At 37.0% G+C, this 24,215-nt stretch carries 26 protein-coding genes; 14 read left to right on the top strand and 12 right to left on the bottom strand.

What is annotated here, in order from left to right; translation table 11 throughout:
* Window positions 1-48: 48 nt before the first annotated feature.
* From pstS to ACMAZI_RS05685, 7 genes are read left to right on the top strand one after another with little or no spacing between them, the layout of a single operon-like run.
* Window positions 49-1,044: a phosphate ABC transporter substrate-binding protein PstS gene (pstS, locus tag ACMAZI_RS05715; protein WP_114705171.1), complete on the top strand. Its 996-nt coding sequence runs from the start codon at window positions 49-51 to the stop codon at window positions 1,042-1,044.
* Window positions 1,044-1,988: a phosphate ABC transporter permease subunit PstC gene (pstC, locus tag ACMAZI_RS05710; protein ID WP_114705172.1), complete on the top strand. Its 945-nt coding sequence runs from the start codon at window positions 1,044-1,046 to the stop codon at window positions 1,986-1,988. Before pstS ends, pstC begins: the two co-directional genes overlap by 1 nt.
* Window positions 1,985-2,845, top strand: a complete 861-nt coding sequence (pstA, locus tag ACMAZI_RS05705) for a phosphate ABC transporter permease PstA (RefSeq protein WP_114705173.1) — start codon at window positions 1,985-1,987, stop codon at window positions 2,843-2,845. The genes pstC and pstA overlap by 4 nt, the downstream gene beginning before the upstream one ends.
* On the top strand, window positions 2,845-3,612 hold the full coding sequence (gene pstB / locus ACMAZI_RS05700) for a phosphate ABC transporter ATP-binding protein PstB (RefSeq protein ID WP_114705174.1): 768 nt from the start codon (window positions 2,845-2,847) through the stop codon (window positions 3,610-3,612). The genes pstA and pstB overlap by 1 nt, the downstream gene beginning before the upstream one ends.
* A gap of 10 nt (window positions 3,613-3,622) precedes the next feature.
* Window positions 3,623-4,237 carry a phosphate signaling complex protein PhoU gene (gene phoU, locus ACMAZI_RS05695; RefSeq protein WP_114705175.1) on the top strand — a complete coding sequence of 205 codons (615 nt, stop codon included), beginning with the start codon at window positions 3,623-3,625 and terminating at the stop codon, window positions 4,235-4,237.
* Between the two features lie 17 nt (window positions 4,238-4,254).
* The gene (locus ACMAZI_RS05690; protein ID WP_412473581.1) at window positions 4,255-4,950 is read left to right on the top strand and encodes a response regulator transcription factor; all 696 of its coding nucleotides are present in this window, start codon (window positions 4,255-4,257) and stop codon (window positions 4,948-4,950) included.
* The gene (locus ACMAZI_RS05685) at window positions 4,940-6,622 is read left to right on the top strand and encodes a sensor histidine kinase (protein WP_114705177.1); all 1,683 of its coding nucleotides are present in this window, start codon (window positions 4,940-4,942) and stop codon (window positions 6,620-6,622) included. The genes ACMAZI_RS05690 and ACMAZI_RS05685 overlap by 11 nt, the downstream gene beginning before the upstream one ends.
* Here the strand turns inward: ACMAZI_RS05685 and ACMAZI_RS05680 are convergent.
* From ACMAZI_RS05680 to kdsB, 6 genes are read right to left on the bottom strand one after another with little or no spacing between them, the layout of a single operon-like run.
* Window positions 6,619-7,656 (bottom strand): NAD(P)H-dependent glycerol-3-phosphate dehydrogenase, encoded by a 1,038-nt coding sequence (locus ACMAZI_RS05680; RefSeq protein WP_114705178.1) that lies wholly within the window; start codon window positions 7,654-7,656, stop codon window positions 6,619-6,621. The two genes, ACMAZI_RS05685 and ACMAZI_RS05680, sit on opposite strands and share 4 nt — an antisense overlap.
* Window positions 7,653-7,907 (bottom strand): DUF493 family protein, encoded by a 255-nt coding sequence (locus tag ACMAZI_RS05675; protein ID WP_114705179.1) that lies wholly within the window; start codon window positions 7,905-7,907, stop codon window positions 7,653-7,655. The genes ACMAZI_RS05680 and ACMAZI_RS05675 overlap by 4 nt, the downstream gene beginning before the upstream one ends.
* Before the next feature lie 11 nt (window positions 7,908-7,918).
* On the bottom strand, window positions 7,919-8,494 hold the full coding sequence (locus ACMAZI_RS05670) for a KdsC family phosphatase (RefSeq protein WP_114705180.1): 576 nt from the start codon (window positions 8,492-8,494) through the stop codon (window positions 7,919-7,921).
* A 3-nt stretch (window positions 8,495-8,497) separates the two neighbouring features.
* Window positions 8,498-9,304 carry a 3-deoxy-8-phosphooctulonate synthase gene (gene kdsA, locus ACMAZI_RS05665; RefSeq protein ID WP_114705181.1) on the bottom strand — a complete coding sequence of 269 codons (807 nt, stop codon included), beginning with the start codon at window positions 9,302-9,304 and terminating at the stop codon, window positions 8,498-8,500.
* Entirely contained in the window at window positions 9,294-10,898 is a 1,605-nt protein-coding gene (locus ACMAZI_RS05660) for a CTP synthase (RefSeq protein WP_120405148.1), read from the bottom strand. Before ACMAZI_RS05660 ends, kdsA begins: the two co-directional genes overlap by 11 nt.
* A complete protein-coding gene (kdsB, locus tag ACMAZI_RS05655; RefSeq protein ID WP_412473582.1) occupies window positions 10,888-11,652 on the bottom strand; it encodes a 3-deoxy-manno-octulosonate cytidylyltransferase in 765 nt (254 codons plus the stop codon). Before kdsB ends, ACMAZI_RS05660 begins: the two co-directional genes overlap by 11 nt.
* 69 nt (window positions 11,653-11,721) lie before the next feature.
* On the opposite strand from kdsB, the gene ACMAZI_RS05650 reads away from it, so the two are divergent.
* From ACMAZI_RS05650 to purB, 4 genes are all read left to right on the top strand, one after another.
* Window positions 11,722-12,090: a hypothetical protein gene (locus tag ACMAZI_RS05650; RefSeq protein WP_133296839.1), complete on the top strand. Its 369-nt coding sequence runs from the start codon at window positions 11,722-11,724 to the stop codon at window positions 12,088-12,090.
* A 93-nt stretch (window positions 12,091-12,183) separates the two neighbouring features.
* Window positions 12,184-13,632 carry a TolC family protein gene (locus ACMAZI_RS05645; RefSeq protein ID WP_114705185.1) on the top strand — a complete coding sequence of 483 codons (1,449 nt, stop codon included), beginning with the start codon at window positions 12,184-12,186 and terminating at the stop codon, window positions 13,630-13,632.
* Window positions 13,632-14,270 carry a hypothetical protein gene (locus ACMAZI_RS05640; protein WP_114705186.1) on the top strand — a complete coding sequence of 213 codons (639 nt, stop codon included), beginning with the start codon at window positions 13,632-13,634 and terminating at the stop codon, window positions 14,268-14,270. Before ACMAZI_RS05645 ends, ACMAZI_RS05640 begins: the two co-directional genes overlap by 1 nt.
* 9 nt (window positions 14,271-14,279) lie before the next feature.
* On the top strand, window positions 14,280-15,566 hold the full coding sequence (purB, locus tag ACMAZI_RS05635) for an adenylosuccinate lyase (protein ID WP_120405150.1): 1,287 nt from the start codon (window positions 14,280-14,282) through the stop codon (window positions 15,564-15,566).
* On the opposite strand, the gene cdd is transcribed toward purB, so the two are convergent.
* Together cdd and ACMAZI_RS05625 are read right to left on the bottom strand one after the other, a co-directional pair.
* Window positions 15,563-15,985 (bottom strand): cytidine deaminase, encoded by a 423-nt coding sequence (gene cdd / locus ACMAZI_RS05630; RefSeq protein WP_114705188.1) that lies wholly within the window; start codon window positions 15,983-15,985, stop codon window positions 15,563-15,565. The genes purB and cdd overlap by 4 nt on opposite strands.
* Before the next feature lie 64 nt (window positions 15,986-16,049).
* A complete protein-coding gene (locus tag ACMAZI_RS05625) occupies window positions 16,050-16,310 on the bottom strand; it encodes a hypothetical protein (protein WP_412475113.1) in 261 nt (86 codons plus the stop codon).
* 201 nt (window positions 16,311-16,511) lie between these two features.
* Between ACMAZI_RS05625 and ACMAZI_RS05620 the strand changes: the two genes are divergently transcribed.
* Together ACMAZI_RS05620 and ACMAZI_RS05615 are read left to right on the top strand one after the other, a co-directional pair.
* Entirely contained in the window at window positions 16,512-18,170 is a 1,659-nt protein-coding gene (locus tag ACMAZI_RS05620; protein WP_114705190.1) for a SulP family inorganic anion transporter, read from the top strand.
* A gap of 68 nt (window positions 18,171-18,238) precedes the next feature.
* Complete coding sequence (locus tag ACMAZI_RS05615; RefSeq protein ID WP_114705191.1) at window positions 18,239-18,568, top strand: SWIB/MDM2 domain-containing protein; 330 nt, start codon at window positions 18,239-18,241, stop codon at window positions 18,566-18,568.
* Window positions 18,569-18,601: 33 nt separating this feature from the next.
* Here the strand turns inward: ACMAZI_RS05615 and ACMAZI_RS05610 are convergent, their stop codons facing one another.
* Window positions 18,602-19,729, bottom strand: coding sequence for a DEAD/DEAH box helicase (locus ACMAZI_RS05610; protein WP_114705192.1), 1,128 nt, complete (start codon window positions 19,727-19,729; stop codon window positions 18,602-18,604).
* A gap of 60 nt (window positions 19,730-19,789) precedes the next feature.
* On the opposite strand from ACMAZI_RS05610, the gene ACMAZI_RS05605 reads away from it, so the two are divergent.
* Window positions 19,790-20,008 (top strand): DUF3820 family protein, encoded by a 219-nt coding sequence (locus tag ACMAZI_RS05605; RefSeq protein ID WP_114706222.1) that lies wholly within the window; start codon window positions 19,790-19,792, stop codon window positions 20,006-20,008.
* Here ACMAZI_RS05605 and ACMAZI_RS05600 read toward each other — a convergent pair.
* From ACMAZI_RS05600 to ACMAZI_RS05590, 3 genes are all read right to left on the bottom strand, one after another.
* The gene (locus ACMAZI_RS05600; protein ID WP_114705193.1) at window positions 20,005-20,448 is read right to left on the bottom strand and encodes a hypothetical protein; all 444 of its coding nucleotides are present in this window, start codon (window positions 20,446-20,448) and stop codon (window positions 20,005-20,007) included. The two genes, ACMAZI_RS05605 and ACMAZI_RS05600, sit on opposite strands and share 4 nt — an antisense overlap.
* An 89-nt stretch (window positions 20,449-20,537) precedes the next feature.
* Window positions 20,538-21,011 carry a hypothetical protein gene (locus tag ACMAZI_RS05595; protein WP_412473583.1) on the bottom strand — a complete coding sequence of 158 codons (474 nt, stop codon included), beginning with the start codon at window positions 21,009-21,011 and terminating at the stop codon, window positions 20,538-20,540.
* 2 nt (window positions 21,012-21,013) lie between these two features.
* Entirely contained in the window at window positions 21,014-24,052 is a 3,039-nt protein-coding gene (locus tag ACMAZI_RS05590; protein WP_412473584.1) for a hypothetical protein, read from the bottom strand.
* Window positions 24,053-24,215 lie beyond the last annotated feature (163 nt).

The following is a 24,215-nucleotide window of genomic DNA, read 5'->3' as shown; positions in this document are numbered from 1 at the left end:
AATTTCTTAGTGAGAACACACATTTAGCTATATTCGAGGAGACATAAAATGATTAGAAAGCTCATTATACTTTGTGCCGCACTATCTGCACTAAGTGCTCATGCAATGAAAATTAATGCTGCTGGTGCTTCATTCCCATATGCCATTTACTCAAAATGGTTTTCAGAATACTCAAAACAAAATCCTGACGTACAATTCAATTACCAGCCAATTGGATCAGGTGGAGGTATTCGCCAACTAATTAAAGAAACAGTTGATTTTGGTGCCTCTGATGCTCCAATGAAAGAAAAAGATAAGAAGAAAGCAAAGTGGCCAGTACTTCACGTTCCAATGGTTCTAGGTGCAGTGGCGATTGCTTATAATCACCCAGAAGTTAAAGATCAGCTTAAACTTGATGGTCCAACTTTAGCAGATATCTACCTTGGTAAAATCACAAAGTGGAATGCTCCACAAATTCAAAAATTAAATCCAGAAATGAAACTTCCAGAGAGTGATATTCTAGTTGTTCGTCGTGCTGATGGTTCAGGAACAACGAAGAATTTCGCTGACTACCTAGTCGACGTAAGTTCAGAATGGAAGCAAAGAGTTGGAACTGGAAAGTCTCTAAGATGGCCAACAGGAATAGGAGCAAAAGGAAATGATGGTGTAACTTCAATGGTAGAAAACACTACTGGCACTATCACTTATATGGACCTTGCTCACGCCAGAAAGAATAATATCAAAACAGTTGCTCTAAAAAATAAAGCAGGTGTCTACATTAATCCAACAGTTGAAGCTGTATCAGCATCGGCCAAAGGATTTACTCCAAAAGGTAAAGAATTAACTGGCTCACTAATCAATAGTGCCGATAAAGATGCATATCCTATTAGTGCCTTAACTTATATTCTTTTACCAATGGTTGAGAAGGACCAAAAAAGAGTCGAGATCTATAAATTTGTAGAATGGGCCATAACTAAAGGTCAAAATTACGCAAAAGAGCTTTTCTACGCTCCATTACCAGAAGAACTTTCCAAAAAGGTTGTTAAGAAGGTAAAATCTCTTTAATGAAATTATTAAAAGACTTCAGGCCATCATCTCCTAGTTATCAGGATAAGATGGCCTATACTACACTAAGATTTTTTTCACTTGTTGTAATTGTTCTCCTACTTATTATGATAGGACAATTATTCTTTGCAAGTCGCGAAGCCTTTAATGAATTTGGCTTTGCTTTTATCACAGATGACTTCTGGAATCCCATCGATGATGAGTTTGGAGCACTTCCCTTTATTTTTGGAACGGTTGTAACATCTCTACTTGCACTTTTAATTGCAGGACCAGTAAGTGTAAGTGTTGCACTTTATATTACAGAATACCTTCCAAAATCTCTTTCAAATATTTTAGGGACATTTGTTGAACTTATTGCAGCGGTGCCAAGTATTATCTTTGGTCTTTGGGGACTTTATTACTTAGCTCCTTTTGTAAAAGATACTGTTACACCTGCTCTAAAATCAACTCTAGGATTTCTACCTCTATTTCAAGGTCCAAGTTTTGGAATCGGTATTTTAACTGCATCAATCATCTTAGCGATAATGATCATCCCAACGATTACTTCTGTAGCAAGAGAAGTTTTTCGCTCTGTAAGTATTCTACATAAAGAGGCAGCTCTAGGGCTTGGGGCGACTAAATTTGAAATGATTAAAATTGCAGTACTTAAGCCAAGCTTTTCAGGTATCGTTGGTGCATTAGTTCTTGGCCTTGGACGTGCCTTAGGTGAAACAATGGCCGTTGCAATGGTTATTGGAAATACACCTCAAATATCAAAATCAATTTTTGCCCCGGCTTCAACAATGGCCTCAGTTATGGCAAATGAATATGCAGAAGCTGAAAGTGATCTTCACCTATCAGCACTGTGCCTAGTTGGTCTTCTACTTTTTGTCGTCACTTTTGTCGTCAATCTAATTGCACGAACAATTGTATGGAGACAAACTAAAGGAAGGAGTAAGAAATGAAACTATCCAAAAAAAGAGTCATAAAGAACCAACTCTTTCGAGGAACTTTAATACTAAGTTCTCTCATTGTAATAATGCCACTTATTCTAATCTTCGTTTTCCTTCTACAAAAAGGTTCCACTTCGTTAAGCTTAGATTTTTTTCTAAATGATCCTAAACCTGTAGGAGAAGTTGGAGGCGGAATGAGACATGCAATCATCGGAACACTAATGATGGTTGCCCTAGGCTCATTTATAGCTGTTCCTGTAGGGACATTATGTGGTGTCTACTTAAGTGAGTACGGTAAAGGAAAAATTGCGCAAAGCCTACGCTTTACAATTGACCTCTTAACAGGTGTTCCATCAATTGTTGTCGGTATTTTTTCTTATTTAATATTTGTTGTTAGCTTTAAATCATTTTCTGCCCTAGCAGGTGCTTTTGCTCTGAGTATTATCATTTTACCAATTGTTACACGTACAACTGAAGAGATTTTAAAACTTATTCCAAGACATGTTAGAGAAGCAGGACTGGCCCTAGGGTTACCTCGATGGCGAGTTATTTGGAATATAATTTTAAGAGGCTCAAGAAACTCTCTTACAACAGGGGTTATCCTGGCCATATCTCGTGCTGCTGGTGAAACAGCACCACTACTCTTTACAGCTTTTGGAAGTATGTATTTAAGCTTCCAAGTGACAGGCCCAATGGCATCCCTTCCTGTCCAAATTTATAATTATGCAATAAGCCCCTATAAAGATTGGCAACAACAAGCTTGGGCCGGATCATTCACTTTAATTATTATTGTTCTGGGACTAAATTTAAGTGCGAAATTTTTATTTAATACAAAGAAGCTTAAAAAATTCTTTGTGAGGAAATCATAATGTCTAATAGCGATATCATTTTAGAAGTTAATAATATTCAAGCATGGTTTGGTGACTTTCAAGCAGTCAAAGGAATTGACCTAAAATATGAGAAGAATACGGTTAATGCCATTATTGGCCCATCAGGTTGTGGTAAATCTACTTATATCCGTACCTTAAATCGTATCCACGAAGAAGTGGAAGGTGCACGCGTATCTGGAGAAGTCATATTAGATGGTAAAGATATTTACGCACCAGACGCAGATCCTGTTGAAATCCGTCGCAAGATTGGAATGGTATTTCAAAAGCCAAACCCATTTGCGGCCATGAGTATTTATGACAATGTTGTTATTGGCCCACGTCTTTGGGGAAAGAAGAAAAAAAGTGAATTAGATGAGATTGCTTTTAATTGTCTTACAAAAGCAGCTCTTTGGGATGAGGTAAAAGACAAGCTTCACCAAGAAGGGACTTCTCTCTCAGGTGGACAGCAGCAAAGACTTTGCATTGCTAGAACTCTTGCAACGAACCCTCCAATTGTTCTAATGGATGAGCCAACATCTGCACTTGATCCAATTGCAACGGGTAAGATTGAAGATCTGATGAGTGAATTAAAAAAGGACTATACGGTAATTGTTGTAACTCACAATATGCAACAAGCTGCTCGTATTGCAGACTATACAAGCTTCTTCATCTTAGGTGAGCTTATCGAGCACGGCCTAAGTAGTGATGTATTTACTAACCCAAAAGAAAAGAAAACAGAAGACTATATCACGGGTCGTTTTGGTTAAGGAGTAGGCCATGGATTTAACAGTTGAAACACTTAGAAAAGATATTACCGAAATGGCCGCTGTTGTGGAGAAGATTCTTCACGTAGCCGTTCAAGAAGATTCAAAGATTGAAGAGCTTCATGAATTAGAACATGAAATTAATGAATATCATAAACTAGTTGATGACCATGTTTTTAAGTTTATTGCACTGAAGTCCCCTACTGCAATTGATCTGCGTACGGCCCTTGCAATTATGAAAATAAACTCAGAGCTTGAAAGACTTGGTGATGAGGCAGTTAACTTAAAACGTTACTTAATGAGAGTCGAAACTAATCGTGACTACTGCACGATCATTCAAGCAGAAGTTTTAGAAATGGTAAGAAAAAGTCTTATTGCCTTTGCTTCAAATAATACAAAGATGGCAACAGACGTAATTAAAGCGGACCAGGAAGTTAACTCTCTTCACAGAGATCTTGTTAAGAAGTTTTACCAATTATTAAAAGAAGGAAAAGCTGAAGTCGACGAAGGCTTTGCTATTATTCGCGTTTCAAAAATATTTGAGCGCTGTGGTGACCACGCTACAAATATTTGTGAAGATATCATTTTCCTAGAATCAGGACAGGATATTAGACACTCTGAAGATTAGATTATAAAGGTTAAATTATGAAGGCCCTTATTGTTGAAGATGAAAACTCGATTGCTAAACTAATTGGTGTAAACTTAAAGAGCCTAGGTATTGATTACGACATCGCACCAACAGGAAATAGCGCCATTGCCTGTATCGATTCAGATAACTATGAAATCTTTATTCTCGATCGAATGCTACCGGATCTAACTGGTGTTGAAATTTGTCGCTACATCAGAGGCCCAAAAGCTCTAACAACGGCCGGGATTCTTTTTGTAACAGCTTTAACATCAAGCGAATCCATCATTGAAGGACTTGATGCTGGGGCCGATGACTATATCACGAAACCATTTGATATTGGCGTTCTTAAGGCCCGTGTCACAAGTCTAAAAAGAAGAATTGAAGCTATCACGAAAGAAGACGCACAGCACGACAGTAAGACTTTTCAACATATGGGAATTACTGTCGACACCGAAAGCGTGACAACAAAAGTTGATGAAAAGCTCGTAAAATTAACAGTTTCGGAGTTTAAAATCCTCTGTGTACTCATATCAAGTCCTGGGAAAGTGTTTACAAGAAAGCAAATTGTCGATTTAATAAAGGGTGAAAATATATATGTAACAGATCGAACTGTTGACACACATGTTTTTGCCTTACGAAAGAAACTCGGTGAGAAATCTAAAGTTATTGAAACAGTTCGAGGAATTGGCTATCGAGTAAAAAGTGAAGAATAACTTTTTTAATTTTCTTAAAATAAAATTCCTAAACGATATCATCTTCTATCAAACGATACTTTTTTGTATCTCTCTACTCGTTATGGGCGTTGTCTTTATTGGAAACTTTAAAGATAACTTTATTCATTCAATAATTGAACAAGAACTCAGCTTATTCAAAAAAAATAATATATCAAAAATGTGTGAGTATAAATCTCCTCGCTCACAATTTTATATACTCAATGCAAATAGAACAATTCGTTGTGGTGAAGCTAACTTTAAGATCAATGAGTTTAAAGGACTTAATCCAGGATCTTATAGAAGTGAGGAAGATCATATCTTTTATCACGAAACAATTACTTCAAAAGAAAAGGTCTATACTCTCTTTATAAAAATAAAATCAGATGCCTTGAAGTTAATGTCAAAAAGAGTATTTTCTAAACTCTTCTTGGCCATGGGCATACTTGGCTTCCTGTTTCTGGCAGGACAATTCTTTCTTTTTAAGCACTATTTTTCACCTCTATATAGTTTATTCAAACTTTTTAGAATGAAGAATAAAATCGATACAAGCGATAGCCGCGACTACTGGGACTATATTGAATCAAAATCACAAAAGAACTTTAATAAACGAAGAGAATTGAAATTAGAGATCTTTAATACAAAACAGTACTACTCTGTCATCTTAAACTCAATTGATGACCCCGTTGTCGCTACAGATGATAAAGGAATAATTGTTTTTTCAAATGACTCCTTTCGCAAGACCTTTTCTTCATTTAATGGAAAGTATCGCGGTGTAGAAATTATTAACATTATTCGAGACTATGACTTTATCAATCTCATTAGAAAGAGTGGTTATAACGCTCACTTAATTCACAACTCTCAAGTAGAATTAAAAAGTGTCGAAGGTAGTAATCACGTCTATCAACTCAAAACAAGCAATATCAAATCAAAAAAGAAAAACCATGAGCTATTCTTTTACTTTAGCGATATTACAAAACTTCAAGATGTAAATAATATGAGAAGAGACTTCTTTGAAAATGTCTCACATGAAATTAAGACTCCCCTTACTTCTATAAAGGGATACTCTCAAACTTTACAATCGATTAATGAAGATAAAGATCAAGCCGAGATCTTGGATATCATCTCTCAGAACGTTGATCGCCTAGACGAGTTAATTAATGGTATTTTATCTCTTTCAAAAATTGAAAACGAAGGAAAGATCGAAGTCGAAGAAATTAATATCCCAGAGTTTATTAATGCACTAATCAATGATTACCAATTAAAGCTCAATGAAAAAGATATTTCGATTCAAATTAATGAAGATAATCTTAAAACCTTAAATACAGATAAGAGACTACTCTATCACTGTATTTCAAATTTAATTACAAATGCCATTAAGTACTCTCTTGAAAATACACAAATAACCATCAATTATTCTTCAAATAAAGATGGATCATATATTAGTGTTCAAGATCAAGGAGTTGGTATTCCAAATGATAAGATCGCCCGTATATTTGAGCGCTTTTATCGTGTCGATAGCTCTCGTAGCATAAATACTGGTGGAACGGGACTTGGACTTGCTATCACAAAGCATTCAGCACAAAAGATGGGTGCAATTATTGACGTTGAAAGTCAGCTTAATGAAGGAACGAAGTTTACAATCTTCTTTCCAAATAAAGTCATTGAATCTTAATCAATTTCAAACTTAATTGGTGCCTTCATAAGTTTTTCTAAAACCTCTTCAACATTAGCATCATTATAAAGGACTTCATAAAGCCCTTTAAAAATTCGAGCTCGTATATCGTACTTCTCAGCTAGAAGAAAAGCAGCTTTTGTCGTCTTATAACCTTCAACAACAGTACGCTGAGAATTAATGATATCAAGTGGCTTACGCCCTTTTGCAATCTCTAATCCAAAGGTCTTATTCCTTGAGAGGCCACCAGTGGTCGTTAAGATTAAGTCCCCCATTCCACTTAGCCCATAGAATGTTTCAGGACGTGCATTGAAGACTTTTCCAAAGCGAAGCATCTCCACAATTCCACGTGTAATCATGGCCGCACGAGTGTTGTGGTTATAGCCTAGACCTTCGACAATACCACCAGCAATAGCAAGAACGTTCTTAAGTGCTCCTCCTAAGAGAACACCTTTAATGTCATAGCTAGGAAGTGCTTTAAAATATGGAGTATCAAGCTTCGTTGCGATATCCATTAGAACTTTTTTAGATCGTCCAGCAATTGTGACTAGAGTAATCTGTTTTTCCATTATTTCTTTTGCGAAACTTGGGCCAGATAAGAAAGTAATATAGTCACGATATTGTGGGAAGAAATCATTAAAGAGGTCATCACTCAACTCAAGAGTTTCTGGATCAATCCCTTTAGATAAACTAATAATAGGAATTTCTCTTTTAAGATAGCCTTCAAAGCGATCAAGATTTTCGCTAAAGAAGGTACGAATTCCGTGAGTTGGAAGACCTGATACAACAAGTTCTAGATCATCCTCAAAATTCGTATCAAACTCATCCCACTCGATTATGGCCTTGATATTACCATCAAGTTTAATACCAGGAAGGTAGACTGAGTTTTCACGATCATCATTGATATTTTGATAAACATCTTCTGATCGAACTTTTAAAATTACATGTTCAAATTTATTGGCAAGGATTGAAGCAATTGATGTTCCAAAGGCACCCGCGCCAACAACTAGTGCTGTCTTATAAATTTTTGTCATAGAGACATTATACCATGAAGGCGAGAAACTCTTTCATAAATTGTTAACACTTCATCTGCACTATTGCATTTGACGTTGAAAGTAAAAGAAATATACTTACCTGTTTTAGACGGTCTTTCATGGTGTGGCTCTGCGCCAACGGCCATAATTAATTCATCTCGGTTGCTATCATTTCCGATAAATTTAAAATTATATTCTGCAGGCCAATCGTATTGATCATTTAATAGGCCTTTTAACTTCTCCATATCCATAATATCAACTCCTACTTTGGCCAGCTCGATTTAAAATCAATTGGTTTGTCATCAAAGTCTAAAACCTCGGGAACAATTCCATGTACGTAGCGAAAAATATCAATCATCTCTCTAGCTGCACCATGCCCACCCTCTCTTTGAGTCACATAATCACAAAACATTTTGATTTCATGTGAGGCATGAGGTGTTGTGACAGCAAATCCTGCAGCCTTTAAAAGTGGTACATCAAAGAATTCATCGCCCATAAAAAGAACCTCATGTGGTTCAAAGCCAAGATCTAAGACTTTCTTAAAAGCAACTCTCTTATCTTCATCACCTAAAAAAGCAAAGTCTAGTTTAAGATTATTCACAAAGCGTTCTTGAACACCTTTTGATGCTCCTCCTGAGATAACACCAACTTTAAAACCTGCTCTCATAAGTAGCTTTAGTGCGTATCCATCAGATGTATGAGATGAGCGATTAAAGCCCATTTCATCATCTTGATACCAAACGTGCCCCGGCGTTAGGACACCATCAATATCAAATGCTAATACTTTGATATCTTTTAATTTGTCTTTAAAATCTTGTGCTTTTGTAAATAAATCCATTAATTATTCCGTTACTGCTTTTCTTATTTTTAATAGTCTCTCAATTATGGCCCCGGCCTTATCAAGAGGAAGGCTCGTTGCTGCATCAGACTTTGCTTCATTTGGGTTAGGGTGAACTTCCATAAAGATTCCATCAGCACCAGCGGCGACAGCTGCTTGTGCAAGAGTTAAAATCTGTTCACGTTTTCCACCTGTTGCCGTCCCTAATCCACCTGGTCTTTGTACACAGTGAGTGGCATCGTGAATAGCACGAACACCAAATGACTTCATAATTTGAAAGCTTGCCATATCAACAACAAGATTATTGTAACCAAATGACGTCCCTCTTTCCGTAAGAAGGATCTTATCTTTTGAAAGAAATTCTTCCGCTTTCGTGACAATATTTCCCGTTTCTTCAGGAGAAAGAAATTGTCCTTTTTTAATCTTCAGTTGAGCATCATGCTTTTTACACGCTTGAGCTCCTGCAAGAATCATATCTGTTTGGCGACATAGGAATGCTGGGATTTGAATTGTATCCACAACACTTGCCACAGTATCTGCTTGATCCGCTGTATGGAAGTCAGTAATCAATTGAACTCCATATTCTTTTTTTACTTTTTCAAGAATCTGAAGACCTTTTTCAAGACCTGGTCCTCTAAAAGAGCTAATTGAAGAACGATTGGCCTTATCAAAACTTCCCTTATAAGAGAAGTTCACTTGATCCATTACTGGCTTAAGCATCTCTAATAAGCTTCCGCAAACGTCCATACACATTTGTTCTGACTCGATTACACAAGTCCCCATAAATAAATCAAACTTCTTATTTTCCATACTTATCTGCCTCTTTTATGAATTCACTAAAAATTGGATGGGCCGCATATGGCCTCGATTTAAACTCAGGGTGATACTGACAAGCAATGAAGAAAGGATGATCCTTAATTTCAATTGTCTCAACAAGATCAAGCTCTGGGTTTCGGCCACTAATAATAAGGCCATTCTCTTTTAATTTTTCAACGTAGAAGTTATTAACTTCTAGACGGTGACGGTGTCTTTCTTGAATATTCTTTTGTCCGTAAATCTCTTTTGTACGGCTTCCTTCAAGTAGTTCACAATCGTAACTTCCAAGGCGCATACTTCCACCTTTTGCTCCGTCACGAGTTTGCCCTTCCATATAATGAACAAGGTGATCACCACCAGTGTTGAACTCTTCTGATGTAGCCTCACTTAGGCCACAAATATTTCTAGCATATTCAATGATTGCTAATTGCATCCCTAAACAGATACCAAAGAAAGGCATCTTATTTTCACGAGCATATTTTATGGCCGCAATCTTTCCTTCAGTTCCTCTTTGTCCAAATCCACCAGGAACAAGAACACCTTGAACATCAGAAAGAAGTTTATCGGCACCTTTCTTTTCAATTTCTTCTGAATCAACATAAACAGGAACAAGCTTTAATTGATGAGCAAGAGCTCCGTGCTTAAGTGCTTCATCAAGAGATTTATAAGATTCAACTAGTTCAGTATATTTTCCAACAATACCAATCTTTACTTCTCTTAACGGGTTATTAAAGTTGTAAACAACCTTTTCAAGGTCAGCAACTTTTGGTGATGATGACCAAATCCCTAAGATTTGAGTGATCTTTTCATCTAAACCTTGAGCGTGGAAATTTAGAGGAACTTTATAAATAGAATCAAGATCTAGTGACTGAAAAACATTCTCTTTAGGAACATTACAGAAAAGAGAAATCTTATCCATAATTGACTCTTCAATTTCTCGATCACTTCGACAAATAATTACATGTGGGAATAAACCTTGCGATCTCAATTCTTTAACAGAGTGTTGAGCAGGCTTTGATTTTAACTCTCCCGCAGCATCTAGGTATGGGATTAGAACAAGGTGAACAAAGAGAACATTATCTTGTCCAACATCATGAGCAAATTGTCTAATTGACTCGACATATGGAAGAGATTCAATATCACCAATTGTTCCACCGATTTCACCAATTAAAATATCTGCATCATCAGCGGCCAAATGAATTCGGCGCTTAATTTCATCAGTAACATGAGGTACGACCTGAACCGTTTTCCCCAGATACTTCCCTTCTCTTTCCTGTTCAATAACTTTTAAATAGACTTGACCAGTTGTGAAGTTTGACTGCTTTGAAAGAGTTAGTGAAGTAAATCTCTCATAGTGGCCAAGGTCGAGGTCAGTTTCAGCACCATCATCAGTGACAAAGACTTCACCATGTTGAGTTGGACTCATTGTTCCGGGGTCAACATTAATATAAGGATCCATCTTTAGCATATTGATACGAATCCCACGTCTTTCTAAGAGTGATGCAATTGAAGCTGCAGCTAAACCTTTCCCTAGGGAACTAGCAACTCCACCTGTAATAAAAATATACTTCTTTTGGCTATTGGCCATTAATTACTCCCTCCACAAATGGAATATCTTCTGGAGTATCAACTCCACATAATGTCATATCTGTTATGGTCGCCCCAATAGTGTGCCCATTATCTAGTAGGCGTAATTGTTCAAGGCATTCAATTCTTTCGTTTGTTGACTCACCTAGAGAACAAAAGCTCTTTAAAACTTCTGGTCTGAATGAATAAATCCCAATATGCAGATACCAATTTAGGCCTGCTTGTTTTTGACGATTAAAAGGATGAGGACTACGAGTAAAGTAGTGGCAAATATTCTTCTCTTTTGAGAAGACGGCCTTCACTTTATTTGGATTCAAATAATCTTCGTGATCGTTATCAATGGACATCTCTTTGATCACAGTTGCCACGTCAAAGTTTTGTCCGTGATGAATCTCTATCAAGTTCTTTAAAAGGTCTGCTTTAATGAGCGGCTCATCACCTTGGACATTAATAACAAAATCAAATTTTTCATCTTTAAAAAAGCGCTCATAAGCGAGATAGATTCTCTCACTTCCGGAAGGAACATCATCGTCTACTCGAACAACATTACGTCCGCTTTCTTTTAACATTTTTTCAATATCATCATTATCCGTTACGACACAAACCTTAGAACCTGGAAATACATCTGCAATAGGAGCACATCCATCGTATACATGAGAGACCATGGCCTTACCATTGATCTGTGCAAGTGGTTTTCCGGGGAAGCGAGTCGAGGCGAATCTTGATGGTATTAATACCAAAGCTTTTAAGTTCATTATTTACCTTTTTGACAGTAAATATTATCAAAACTTAAGGGCCGTTGCAAAGTGTGATATTATAAATCTATGAAATACTTCAAGTTTGCGCAAGACGCCATTCTTCCCTTCATTTTATTGAGTTCCATGATTTTTGTTGCCAATACAATGGCCCAAAGTGTTTCAGAATCTATTATTACTGATCCATCAATTTCGAGAAGATGTGACGACCTAATGCAACAAAGACAGGATAAGGTTCAACATCGCCAAAGATTACTCTTTCTCTTGGATCGCAATAAGAATCTGCTTAAGGATGCACCAGATAATAAAGTTTCCATTGCAAAGAAGCTGCGTGCCAATCAATACAAAGTCATTCAAGAATTAAAGATCACCAATCTGAAAGTCATTAAACTTGAGGAACAAATCGTTCGTCGTGGCTGCCCTGGCCTGACACTCTAAATAACCTTAAAATTTGCCATCTCGAGTCATGCAAGACATAATTTTCATGCACACATTATAAAGTTTTATTTATATTTGAGAGGGATTTCTTATATGACACGTTCTTTAGGCATTATTATCGCCTTTTGCTTGCTCTATACCAATAATTTACATGCTATAGATGATGAACAATCTCCAGAGATTTTCATACAAGAGGCAAATGACTCAACCACAACACAAACCTATCGCCCACTCGATTTCGGAACAGTCATTGAGCAAGGGATGAGAAAATACCAGGCCAATATTATTCGACGTAAGAATATTGAGATCTCAAAGAATAAGTTAAAAGATGTAAAAGAATCTTTTTGGACACCAAATCCAAAGATTACTCTTCAGTTAAACCCACAACGAATTGGAACTCTTAAGACAGGAAGTGAAAGTGCAAGTCGCATAACCAAAGATGCAAGTGGTGCCCTGGCCTTAGAATTGGGAGAATACACTCTATTTAACTGGGGAAAGGATTACTTAAACTTTAAAAATGAAAAAGAATCACTTGAAAGAGAGATACAAAGAGACAAGGAAGACCTACGTGAATTCAAACAGGAGCTTGTTCGCCAATATGTTGAACTCATTCACGCAAAAGACTTGAAGGTCATAACTCGTCAGTACCTACAAAGTGCAACGCTTGTGTATCGTCTTAACCGTGAGAAAGTCCTACAAAAGAAGATCACAAAACATGAATACTACCAAGCACGCTCTGAATACTTAAGGGCCCAAGAGCATTACACAAGAGCAAAAACTAACGAAGCGATTCAAAATGAAAATATGGCAAAGCTGTTAGACGATGCTCCAGGAACTCTATATCTGATAAAAGATGATTATGAGTATTCAAAAACGACTTATAATCGCGAGAATGCCATGGCAACGGCCAGAAAGTTTTCTCCTTTTATTCTTGATCGCCAAGTGGATTCAAATATAAAAGCAAGAGAATATGAAATCGCTTTAAGAGATAATCTTCCCCTACCAAAGATTTCAGTAAATTTTGGAACTTATGCTCACGGCTTCAGTGGTTCAAATGTCGGGACAGATTACTATACAAGCTCTGCCGGTGATTCCAATATTGATCTTGTTGCTAGCTTAAACGCGAGTTGGACCTTATTTGGTGATGGTGGACTATTTAACCGTAGAAAAGTTGCCAATGCCAGACTAGAAAAAGAGAAGGCCGTATATAACTTAAGCCTTACAAGAAGAAAGGTTGAAGAGGCCATCGTTAATATCTTCAATTTTCTAAACTCAACAGTAGAGCAATTAGAGATTATAAAAAGCCGTAATGATTCTCTTAAAAAGAGAATGGATACAGCACTAAATCAATATTCAAAAAGAAAGACTCGTTTTCTGGAATATCAAATGGCCATGGAAGATTACTATGAATCACTAAATCGTGAGTCTATTCTTAAGTATCAATATCTTGTAAAAAGAATTGAACTTGCACAGATCATCGGAGTTGAAAACCTACCGGACCAAACATTTGATAAGGCCATCGTTAAAGGTGGAGGTCGATAATGAAAAAATTACTAATTATTTTATCTTCATTTCTTTTATCTAATACGCCCTTTGCTCAAGGACTTTCACAATTTTCAGACATAAAGATTGTTGAAGAGGATTATGGATATGAATTGGAATCCTATAATGCAAAGGATGATAACTTTTCACTAGAAGTTAGCTTTGGTGCTATTACTAATATGAGTGAATTCTCTAGCACAAATACAATTAGTGGAACCCTTACTTTTTATTCATCAGATCTATCCTACACCCTATATGGGGCCCTCAACACACTAGACGTGGCAGCGGTGACTTCTTTTGATAATATTGATGCAAGTTTAAATACCTACTCTATTGGTGCAGGCTTAAGCCGTCGATCAATTCTTATAAATGACTTCATCAATATTAACTCTATTTACGATGAGATTCAGACTAATATCACTTATAATTTAGCTGATAGTGAAGCGTTTGGTGTTGATCTAGCAGGGCTTGGTTTTAACGCAGGATATGGATTAATCTGGCGAGCATCTGGAGGAGTCCACTTCTCTCTTCGCTTCATTTATAACTTAATGGCACTTAAGAGTTCAGATGACACAACACCAGTTGAAACAACTGCAAGCTGGGTTAGCGCACAAGCAGGACTTGGTTTTATATTTTAGGGAATAAATATGATTGAAAGATATAACAAAGCAGAAATTAGTGAAATTTGGACAGACCAATTTAAATTTGAGAAATTCCTCGAAGTTGAAAAGGCCCTTGTCGTCGCACTTGAAGAAGCAGGACTAATTGAAAATAAGTTCTCCAATAAACTCAATACTGTTTCTGTCAGTCCAGAGAGAATCAAAGAAATAGAAAAAGAAACACGCCATGACGTTATTGCTTTTTGTACTTCAATCACAGAACAACTAGAAACCAATGAAGGAAAGTTTTTTCACTACGGTGTGACTTCTTCAGACGTAATCGATACAGCACTAACTCTTCAAATAAAAGAAACTCTAGAACGTACTTTCCCTATTTTCGAAAAGCTTCTTAAGTCCCTTGAAGACAAGTCCCTAGAGCATCAAGACACAATATGCATTGGCCGCTCACATGGGATTTTTGCTGAGCCAATGAGCTTTGGGCAAAAATTAAGAGGTCACTATTGTGAATTTAAGAGAAGATTCAATGACCTCAAAGACTTCTACAATAATGAACTTACTGGTCAAATTTCAGGAGCAGTTGGAAATTACACGATCATTACTCCTGAAATTGAAAAGCGTGTTCTATCACAACTTGATCTTCAAGTAGAATCTGTATCAACACAGGTTATCCCAAGGGATCGACATGCAAAATTGACATCTATTATCTCACTATTTGGTTGCGCTCTAGAAAGACTTTGTATTGAAATTCGCCATCTTCAACACTCTGATGTTGCCGAAGTTTTTGAAGGCTTTAAAAAAGGACAAAAAGGTTCTTCTACAATGCCACACAAAAAGAACCCAATCTCTAGCGAAAACCTAACAGGAATGGCCAGAATGCTTCGCTCTTATCAGCAAATTGCCATGGATAACACTCTCCTATGGCACGAAAGAGATATTAGCCACTCAAGCTCAGAAAGATTTTATTTACCAGATATGTTTGGAATACTCTTCTACTCTATAGAGAGAATGACTAGTACAATTGAAGATCTTGTTGTGGATAAAGAGGCCATGCTTTCAAAAGTAACTGCAAACTTCAAACACCTATCAAGCTTTGTGCTTCACAAGTTAATTGAGGTCTCAAATAATACTCGTGAGGATCTTTATCGCGTAGTTCAGAGTGCTTCGTTTGAAAGCAAAGACCGAAATGGTTTCTTTGAGTACCTAGAAAAGAACTTAGATGATAAGTCAGACAAAGAGCTTATTAAAAGTCTAGCTGGACTAAATGATCTAGAAATCTATGGTGCTCACACGAAAGAAGTTTTCCAACGCTGTTAAACTGTAAACTCAGTAAACGGATGTGGTAGCAGTTCTTTAAAAAGAACTTCTTTAGTGATGCCTTTTAGGTTTCCAAGATAAATTGGAAAGTCAGGGCCAACAAACTCAGACAATACCTGAAGACAAAAAGCACATGGAACTGCAGGCTCTTCTTGGTCGGTTACAACGACAATATATTCGAATTTTTTCTTGCCGTGATTGGCAACACTTGAAAGGATGCTTCCTCTTTCAGCACAAATTGTTCCACCATAACTTGCATTCTCAACATTACAGCCAGGTATACATTGATCAACGCCTTCAATTTTTAAGGCCGAGCCAACTTGAAATTTTGAATATGGAGCATGAGCTTGACTTCTTGCCTTTAGGGCAACATCGTAAGCTTCTTTAAATTTTTCTGTAAGTTCTTCATTAATTTTCATAGTTTCATTATAAACGAAAAAGGAAAGAGCACAATATTTGTGCTCTTTTTATTCAATTTATGGGTTATTCACTGTAATTTAAGACAACTTTACCTAGTAATTGGTCATTTTCCACCATTCGATGGGCATATGCTAACGACTCTTCATCAATGATGCCAAGATTAGCTGTTAAGAGAGACTCAAATGCACCAGCATCGATAAGCTCAGCTATCTCCTTTAACCTCTCCCCTTGATTTTCAAGAGAAGAACACTGACTCTCACCACAAAAAATAAAGTCCTGCTCAAAGCTTAAACGAGAATCAAAATACTTCATTACTTCATTCACATGCTGTGAAGAGATATCCCTATTTGGTCAATAAATTGTTAAGAATTGCCAATTATTAAATAATATTTGTGATGCTTTGAACGAGATCAAAAACTACTGATAAGTAATTAAAGTTTAACGACTTCTTAAAGGATAATGACTTTAAATAATGCATCAAGTAATATATGATTTAGCCTTATATCATTTAAAACAGGAAGAGAGATGTCAGCTGATAAAATCAAGCATAGTGAAGATGTAAGTGCTTCACTGAAGAACAAATTTGTTCAATTAATTGTAAAGAAACCAGAAAACCTCAAAAACGACTTCCTTTCAGGATTAACTGTTGCCTTAGCACTAGTTCCTGAAGCGATTGCCTTTGCCTTTGTTGCAGGAGTGCATCCGAAAGTAGGTCTTTACGCAGCTTTCATGATGGGATTACTCGCTTCGATTTTTGGAGGTAGACCAGGAATGATCACAGGTGCAACAGGAGCAGTTGCAGTTATCTTTGCACCACTAGTGTATAAAGTAATGGAAATGAGTAAGTCACAAGGTATGACGTTTGATGCGGCCATGGATAATGCGCTAAACTACCTTTTTGCTGCCGTTATTTTAATGGGAATGATTCAAATCATTTGTGGGATATTAAAACTTGGTAAGTTCATTCGCCTTGTACCACATCCTGTTATGTTGGGTTTTGTAAATGGTCTAGCGATTATTATCTTTAAGGCGCAATTTAGTCAGTTTACGATGGGAGGAGAACTTCTACCATCACCTCAACTAATGACAATGTGTGGCCTAATAGCTCTTACAATGGGAGTAAGCGTATTCTTACCAAAATTAACAAAGGCCATTCCTGCCACATTAGCAGGTATCGTTCTCTCAACAGTCATTGGCTACTTTCTAAATGAAGCAAATCCAGGACTAGTAAGAACAGTTCTCGACTTTGTTCAAGATCAAGATAAATCAATCACAACGATTGCAGCAGGTCTTCCATCTTTTAGAATTCCATATGTACCATTCACAATGGATGCTTTTACTTTCATTCTTCCATATGCTGTTCTTGCGGCCGCAGTTGGTTTAATTGAGTCCCTTATGACTCTTCAACTTGTTGATGAACTAACTGATACTCGAGGAAAAGGAAATCGTGAATGTATTGGTCAAGGAATTGGAAACTTCGTTAATGGATTCTTTGGCGGAATGGGTGGTTGTGCCATGATTGGGCAATCAATGATTAATATTCGCGGTGGTGGACGAGGTCGTTTCTCAGGAATTACAGCAGCTATTCTTCTCCTACTATTTGTACTCTTTGGTGCCCCTCTAATTGAGATGATTCCACTTGGTGCACTTGTTGGTGTTATGTTTATGGTTGTTATTGGAACATTTGAGTGGTCAAGCTTAAGACTCTTTAAAAAGATTCCGATGTCTGATCTATTTGTTATTATCCTCGTTTCAGTTGTAACGATTCTAACTGACTTAGCAGTGGCGGTTGCTGTTGGTATTATTGTTTCAGCTTTAGTTTTTGCATGGGAACACGGAAAAACAATGCATGCAAAAAGAGAAGATAAAAAAGAAGGAACATTCTATGAATTAGAAGGCCCATTATTCTTCGGTTCAGTAACTTCTTTTAAAGACCTTTTTGAATTTAAAGAAGATAAAGAACACGTCTATATCGATTTTGATAACTCAAAAGTTTGGGATCATTCAGGAATTGAGGCCCTGCAAAATATCACTGAGCGTTATGAGCAAGTTGGAAAAAAACTTCATTTACTTAACTTAAGTAAAGACTGCCAATTGCTATTAGACAAAGCATCAAATATCGTGGAATTATCAGTAATTGATGATTTATCGACACATATTGCTGATGATCGACTAGATGACTAAGAATTTACTGTACAAAGACTTGATTTTACTAAACAATATTTCAATAGCTATTTAAAAAGGATTTAAATATGAGTGAAGCAAAAGGATTAAAGAAGCCAGTTAAGTTAAAAACAGAACTAGCATCAATGCTAGGAGAAACTGAACTTCCACGCACAGAGATTACAAAAAGACTTTGGGACTATATCAAGGAAAAAGGTCTTCAAACAAAAACTGAAAATGGAAAGCCTGAAAATGCAGGTAAGTTTATTGTAGCTGACGCTACTCTACTTCCAATTTTTAGAAATACAAACTCAACTTCTAAGTCTGGAAAAGTAACAGATCTTCGTAATATGAATGAAGGTGAGACAATCAACATGATGCAAATGGCTGCGATTGTTGGTGCAAATATCGAAAAGTAATTTTCAAAAGATATTCAAAAAAATATGAGAGGCCTACTTTGTAGGCCTTTTTATATGGATATCAAGACCAAGTTCTTTTTGGATTCTATTAAAATAGCCTTCTTCTTGCGGTGAGATATAAGAGATCGCAATACCTCTTCTCCCCCCACGGCCAGTTCTTCCGATTCTGTGTGTGTAATTTTCGATTTGTTGAGGTAGGTTGAAGTTTAAGACATACCCTACACCATCAATATCAAGACCTCTTGCTGCAATATCAGTTGCCACAAGAACGTGCATGGCACCCTTTTGAAACTCTTTTAAATTATAAACTCTTTGGCGTTGATCGCGATCAGAATGAATTGCACAGGCCTTAATATGATTCTCTTTAAGATACCTTTCTAATTTATTTGCCTGAGACTTTGTTTTGACAAAGACAATTATACTTTTAATATGGCGGTCTTTAAGAAACTTCAAAAGAAAGTCGGCCTTCATTTCTTCTTCAACAAGATAGGCCATCTGACGAATCCCTTCATGTCTTGCGTGCACTGGTGCAATCTCAATACGATGAGGGTTAACTAGAGTTCTTCGAGCTATTTCTTCAACAGGCTTTGGCATCGTTGCAGAAAATAAAAGCGATTGTCTTTCACTAGGAAGTTTGTCCATCACCTTATCAAGATCATTTTTAAAGCCCATATCAAGCATGCGATCTGCTTCATCAAGGACAAAGTATTTTAAATCATCAAGAATAACATAATCATCTTCTAATAGATCCACTAGACGGCCAGGTGTTGCAACCAGAATCTGAATTCCTTTAGCAAGCTTTTGAACTTGTTGCTTACGACTGTGTCCGCCGTATATGGCCATTGTCGATAAGGCAAGTCCCTTACCATATTGCTTAAAGCTTTCTTCTACCTGCATAGCAAGTTCACGTGTTGGCACAATAATAAGGGCCCTTACATGAAATGGATTAAGCTTTCTCTTACTTTCTTTGATTAAATGAAGTAGCGGAACACTAAAAGCAGCAGTTTTCCCACTCCCAGTCTGTGAGATTGCAATAAGATCACGCCCTTGTAAAACTGGTGTAATCGCTTGTTCTTGAATTTCAGTTGGTTGTGTATAACCTTTCTTTTCAAGAGCTGATAAAATATGTGGGGATAACCCTAAGTCTTTAAATTCTGCCATATGTCATATTTAGCAAAGTATTTAGGGGCCAGTCAACGAGTATTAATTTATAATGTCTTTATGGATATTGAATTTAATAAGCAACATCTATTAAAATTTGTCCAAATTCGTATGCCCTTTGGAAAGTATCAAGGTCGCCTTCTTATAGACCTACCTGATGAGTATCTTGTGTGGTTTTCGAATAAAGGCTTTCCACAAGGAGAGCTCGGCAAGCTCTTGGAAGAGCTGGCCGAGATCAAACTTAATGGATTGGAATTTTTATTTAAAGACCTTCGCTAGAAGCAATCATCAATATGTCTTTCTGGCATTGTGTGTCTAAGAGTGTGCTGAAATTCAAAACCACGAATATTTGCTCTTACATCCTCTATTAGAACAACCCCACACTTTTGTTCGTCAAGCTTGATTGTTTGCTTTGATAGCTTAATCTTAAAATCAACATCTTCAATTGAAGGATTGTCTCCGACGACGTCCTCTACGTTTCTCGTATCATGAGTAAATAAACAAGGTCCGTCCTCACCAACATTTCGATGATTTAGGAATGTTTCTCCAGCTAATTGCGGAACAATGACTTTTACAAAGTAAATGCTGCCATAACCTAGGTTCGTCCATTTTAATTTAGCGCTACTAATATCAACAGGTAGTTGAACCGTACGCTCTGAAATAACTGTCGTTTGTGCAAAGCACGTCAACGAAAATAATACAACTAATAATGCTTTCATAAATTCTCCCTACTCTTTTTCTTTATTGAAAAAGTTTGTTAAAGAGAAATTATCGAATTAAGCATCATAAATATAATGATTATAAATTATCATTGTGATTCAATATATTTATTATAGAGAAAAATGCTCCAAAAGCTGATTCCAACGATGTTAAAGAATAGGATTTGTAGAACTGAGAAGAACTTAAGTTTTTGTCCCTTATTAATGGCCATATAAAGTTTAAATAGGGATAGAATATTTAAAATGAGCGGAACAAATAGCATTCCAAAGATCGCCAAACGTAGAGAATCGTGAAGATAATCGTTATCAAGCTTCTTTTTACCATCAGAAAGAGGTATCTCTTTTACTTCAACACCTTCTTTTTCTAGTAGGGACTTCGCTTGATAATAGTCCAATTCATTAATGGATATAGAATATTCTTTTGTGGCAGCACTATTGAGATAGATATGATCATTTAAGAGCGAGTTTGATGACTCGCTCTTAATTCCATGACTCTCCAAAAGATCCACAATATGTTTTGCATCCTCATGGATAAGCGTTGAATAGATCTCTCGTTTAACCACTGTTATTGACCAATGAGATCTCTAATTGCTGTTACACAATTGGTCTTCTTTTTCAGCTGAGGAAGGCCAGAAAGATTTGTGGCCGCATTGGCGCGATTGTATGCGCTATCTTCTGCGGATTGAATCCTTAATCGTTGAAACTCTCGGGCCTCGGGTGAAATTTCTCCAGTATAAGCTCTTCCTTCAGAAGAAATCGCAGAACGAGCTCCCCTTGGTCTTACTGCCCTTTCCCAATTAGTAAACTTTGGATTATTTGTTAATTGATCAGCTAATGGTTTATAAAATTTCATTTGCGTATAATGTTCAACATTAGATAATGCTTCACCAGCAAGTGGTCTAAATTCACGCATCTCTAGACCTAGATCATCAGTCATCTTCTTTAAGTCATCCATTAAACGATCTGGCCTTTCCAGATACTCTTCATGAGAAATACTTTGCATCTCACCAGAGATCTCATCATTTTTATTTAATGCTTTATTTAAAATTGCACGAAATAGCTTCATTTGAAGAGCACTCTCATATGCATCTCTTGGAGCATTAAACATTCTCACTTCGGCCTTGCGAATTTTTGGATTAACTCTAAAGGCAGGTCTCCACGGAACTTTTGGGTTAGAGATATCAAAGTCATCACTAATAAACTTAGGAGGAATCACATCCTGAAAATAGGCCGAAACATCTAAGTGCGTATAACGAGTCTTTCTTCCTACTCGCTTGTTAAAATATCCTTCATTATAAAGGGCCTTTTTTAGGTCTGCTTCAGAGCCATTCCAATTAGCAAGCTTTTGAGCAAACTCTTCACTAATATCGACAGGCTCTGCACTTTTAATACGATTGAGATCCTGAAATAAGAAAGCAATGACTGACCTGTATTCATGGAAAGTCGCTAGAAAACGAGCAAACTCTTTCGGCTTTCCTTCAAATGCTGTTAGATCAATATTTAAGTGCCCACCACCTGCTTTAATATATGGAAGGGCATTATTCTTTTCAAAAGTATCATATACTGCTTGGACTTCATCCATATTTGGTTCAAATTTTGGAGTAACAACTTCAATTGATCCAGCTCTAACAGACTCAACTAAGACTTCACCACTTGGGGTATAATTACGTCCAATACCATCCCACTCAATTCGCCATGAACGATCTTTTGAGTCTTTAATTTTATATGCGATATCTAAACCGTGACCGTGACCATCCTCAAAAAGTCTTTCAGGCTCACCTTCTCCACCTAGACGATCTCTTAGATCTACGGCCATCTTTTTTAGGTATTCTTCTTTTTCTTCTGGCGACATATCAACACGTGTTTGAAGCCAAGACATTTTTCCATCCATTAGCCTTTGGCGATTATAGCCTCCGCTACCATCTTCAATCATGGCATAGTCACCTTCAAATTTTAATGGGAATTTAGCTGAGTACTCAACTCCAAGATCGATTTTATTAACATCGACATTCATTCTTGTACCTGGTTTAAACTTATGAAAATTTTCTTTATCCGAAAACTTTCGAGCAGGCATCATATACTTCTTAACATCTTCAGCAATATTTGAAGATTTAACCCATTCTCTTTGTAAAGAGATTACTGCCTTCTTTAAATTCTCATAATTAGTATGACGTAAACTTGCCACATCAATTAAATAGTCTCGTGTTAAATTCTTTAAAATAGCTTTCTTAGTATCCCCTAACATTGGGTTATCATCATACCAATTCCATAGAGCAATATTGTAACCACTTAATCCAGCTCTTCTTAGTTTTTGAGCGGCCCTCTGGGCCTGACTACGAGTTAGTCCAAAACGCTCAACCAGATCATCTTCATCAGGGTATGTTGAGTATTCTCCAATGATATTCCAAGAATCAGCTTTAGAGATCCCTGTAAAGTCACCGCGAGAAAAGCGAGATGCCATTGAAGCTTGAATAAAGCGAGCGACACGAGAGTTCTTTGTCCCCGATCTAAACTCAATTGAGATTGAGTTATTAATAAAACGATCTTCATCATCGACACGAAGAGGACCACGATTTGTTTCATAACCGTCTTCCAGTGCTTCGATAATTTCATAATCATCAATAATACTTTTATAATCAGCAGTTTCAATACCTGATCGTCCAGCAATTCCCTCCAAGACAATAAGGGCCTGAGCTGCTTTTGTTAACTCAGCTGCTTTTGAACGATTAAAGTTTCCACCAATAGGAACAACCATACGCTGGTGCCCCGGAGCCTGAAATAACTCACCTCCGCGTCCCATCGTTTTCTTAAACCATGCGATCATTTCTTGAAATTCACCATAAGACTTCTGTGGTGCAAATTTAACTTCCCATCCAACAGAAGTATCTTCAATTTCAGACATATACTTTTCAGGTGCTCCAAGATTGGGAACCATGTCATAGTAATCGTCAATTGGATCTACTAATGATGAGAATTCTCCTTTAAAAAACTTACGTCTAGTTCCAGGAGTTAAATAACTATATGGACTATTATTGGTCTTACTAATAAATTCTGACCATTTATTCATTAACTGTTCATGTGATGCTGTTTGCGGGTCAAAGTTATTTAAGAAGGACATATTAATGGCCTTATTTCGCCCCTTAGCATCTAATAACTCTTGTGCAGGATCATGGCGAACACCATCTTCATCAATCCATACACGTATCGATTCACCAGCTCGATTATTCATCCAACGACTAAAGAAGTCTCTAAGAAATGTAACTTGCTCTTCTTCATCCATCGAATAACCTTCGACAATAGCTTCAAACGTATGTGCACTTGGCCCAAAGATTCTTGTGACATATGAAGATGAACCCTCTTTTTCACCTCCCCAAGAAATGGCGCGACGGCCAGAGCCTAGGACTTGGGTTGCTTTAGCATTAAAGGCCACAGATGACTCCATCATCTCACCCCATACTTCATAGGCCGTTTTCTGAGGGGAAGAAGCCGGCAGGCGACTTAAGAAATCTGGATAATCGTACTTTGCGACATAGACCTGTGGAAATACCCCGGCCAAGAGAGAAAAGATTAGAATTAGTGACGGATTCTTAAGAAGTTTAAGCATTGTTTCCCCTAATAATAAAAATACTTAAGACTTTATCGGAAACTAAGTTAATTAACTTGACGTAAAAGCTATACTACCCAATATATTCAACTACTTAGTAATATTGAACTTTTGATAAGTCCCACCTATAATGCGCCAATGAAGCCACGCAAGCCAAATTATA

It is taken from the genome of Halobacteriovorax sp. YZS-3-1 (genome assembly GCF_047084945.1).
Lineage (GTDB): Bacteria > Bdellovibrionota > Bacteriovoracia > Bacteriovoracales > Bacteriovoracaceae > Halobacteriovorax_A > Halobacteriovorax_A vibrionivorans.
This window is presented reverse-complemented; position numbering and strand designations above follow the sequence as displayed.

Excerpts from the sequence above, each read along its gene's own strand:
- ACMAZI_RS05620 (WP_114705190.1), top strand. The coding sequence starts at position 16,512 with ATGTCAGCTGATAAAATCAAGCATAGTGAAGATGTAAGTGCTTCACTG.
- ACMAZI_RS05680 (WP_114705178.1), bottom strand. The coding sequence starts at position 7,656 with ATGACAAAAATTTATAAGACAGCACTAGTTGTTGGCGCGGGTGCCTTT.
- ACMAZI_RS05670 (WP_114705180.1), bottom strand. The coding sequence starts at position 8,494 with ATGGATTTATTTACAAAAGCACAAGATTTTAAAGACAAATTAAAAGAT.
- kdsA (WP_114705181.1), bottom strand. The coding sequence starts at position 9,304 with ATGGAAAATAAGAAGTTTGATTTATTTATGGGGACTTGTGTAATCGAG.
- ACMAZI_RS05615 (WP_114705191.1), top strand. The coding sequence starts at position 18,239 with ATGAGTGAAGCAAAAGGATTAAAGAAGCCAGTTAAGTTAAAAACAGAA.
- cdd (WP_114705188.1), bottom strand. The coding sequence starts at position 15,985 with ATGAAAATTAATGAAGAACTTACAGAAAAATTTAAAGAAGCTTACGAT.
- pstS (WP_114705171.1), top strand. The coding sequence starts at position 49 with ATGATTAGAAAGCTCATTATACTTTGTGCCGCACTATCTGCACTAAGT.
- ACMAZI_RS05600 (WP_114705193.1), bottom strand. The coding sequence starts at position 20,448 with ATGAAAGCATTATTAGTTGTATTATTTTCGTTGACGTGCTTTGCACAA.
- purB (WP_120405150.1), top strand. The coding sequence starts at position 14,280 with ATGATTGAAAGATATAACAAAGCAGAAATTAGTGAAATTTGGACAGAC.
- ACMAZI_RS05650 (WP_133296839.1), top strand. The coding sequence starts at position 11,722 with ATGAAATACTTCAAGTTTGCGCAAGACGCCATTCTTCCCTTCATTTTA.
- ACMAZI_RS05675 (WP_114705179.1), bottom strand. The coding sequence starts at position 7,907 with ATGGATATGGAGAAGTTAAAAGGCCTATTAAATGATCAATACGATTGG.
- ACMAZI_RS05605 (WP_114706222.1), top strand. The coding sequence starts at position 19,790 with ATGGATATTGAATTTAATAAGCAACATCTATTAAAATTTGTCCAAATT.
- pstC (WP_114705172.1), top strand. The coding sequence starts at position 1,044 with ATGAAATTATTAAAAGACTTCAGGCCATCATCTCCTAGTTATCAGGAT.
- kdsB (WP_412473582.1), bottom strand. The coding sequence starts at position 11,652 with ATGAACTTAAAAGCTTTGGTATTAATACCATCAAGATTCGCCTCGACT.
- pstA (WP_114705173.1), top strand. The coding sequence starts at position 1,985 with ATGAAACTATCCAAAAAAAGAGTCATAAAGAACCAACTCTTTCGAGGA.
- ACMAZI_RS05640 (WP_114705186.1), top strand. The coding sequence starts at position 13,632 with ATGAAAAAATTACTAATTATTTTATCTTCATTTCTTTTATCTAATACG.
- ACMAZI_RS05645 (WP_114705185.1), top strand. The coding sequence starts at position 12,184 with ATGACACGTTCTTTAGGCATTATTATCGCCTTTTGCTTGCTCTATACC.
- ACMAZI_RS05610 (WP_114705192.1), bottom strand. The coding sequence starts at position 19,729 with ATGGCAGAATTTAAAGACTTAGGGTTATCCCCACATATTTTATCAGCT.
- ACMAZI_RS05590 (WP_412473584.1), bottom strand. The coding sequence starts at position 24,052 with ATGCTTAAACTTCTTAAGAATCCGTCACTAATTCTAATCTTTTCTCTC.
- ACMAZI_RS05660 (WP_120405148.1), bottom strand. The coding sequence starts at position 10,898 with ATGGCCAATAGCCAAAAGAAGTATATTTTTATTACAGGTGGAGTTGCT.
- pstB (WP_114705174.1), top strand. The coding sequence starts at position 2,845 with ATGTCTAATAGCGATATCATTTTAGAAGTTAATAATATTCAAGCATGG.
- phoU (WP_114705175.1), top strand. The coding sequence starts at position 3,623 with ATGGATTTAACAGTTGAAACACTTAGAAAAGATATTACCGAAATGGCC.
- ACMAZI_RS05690 (WP_412473581.1), top strand. The coding sequence starts at position 4,255 with ATGAAGGCCCTTATTGTTGAAGATGAAAACTCGATTGCTAAACTAATT.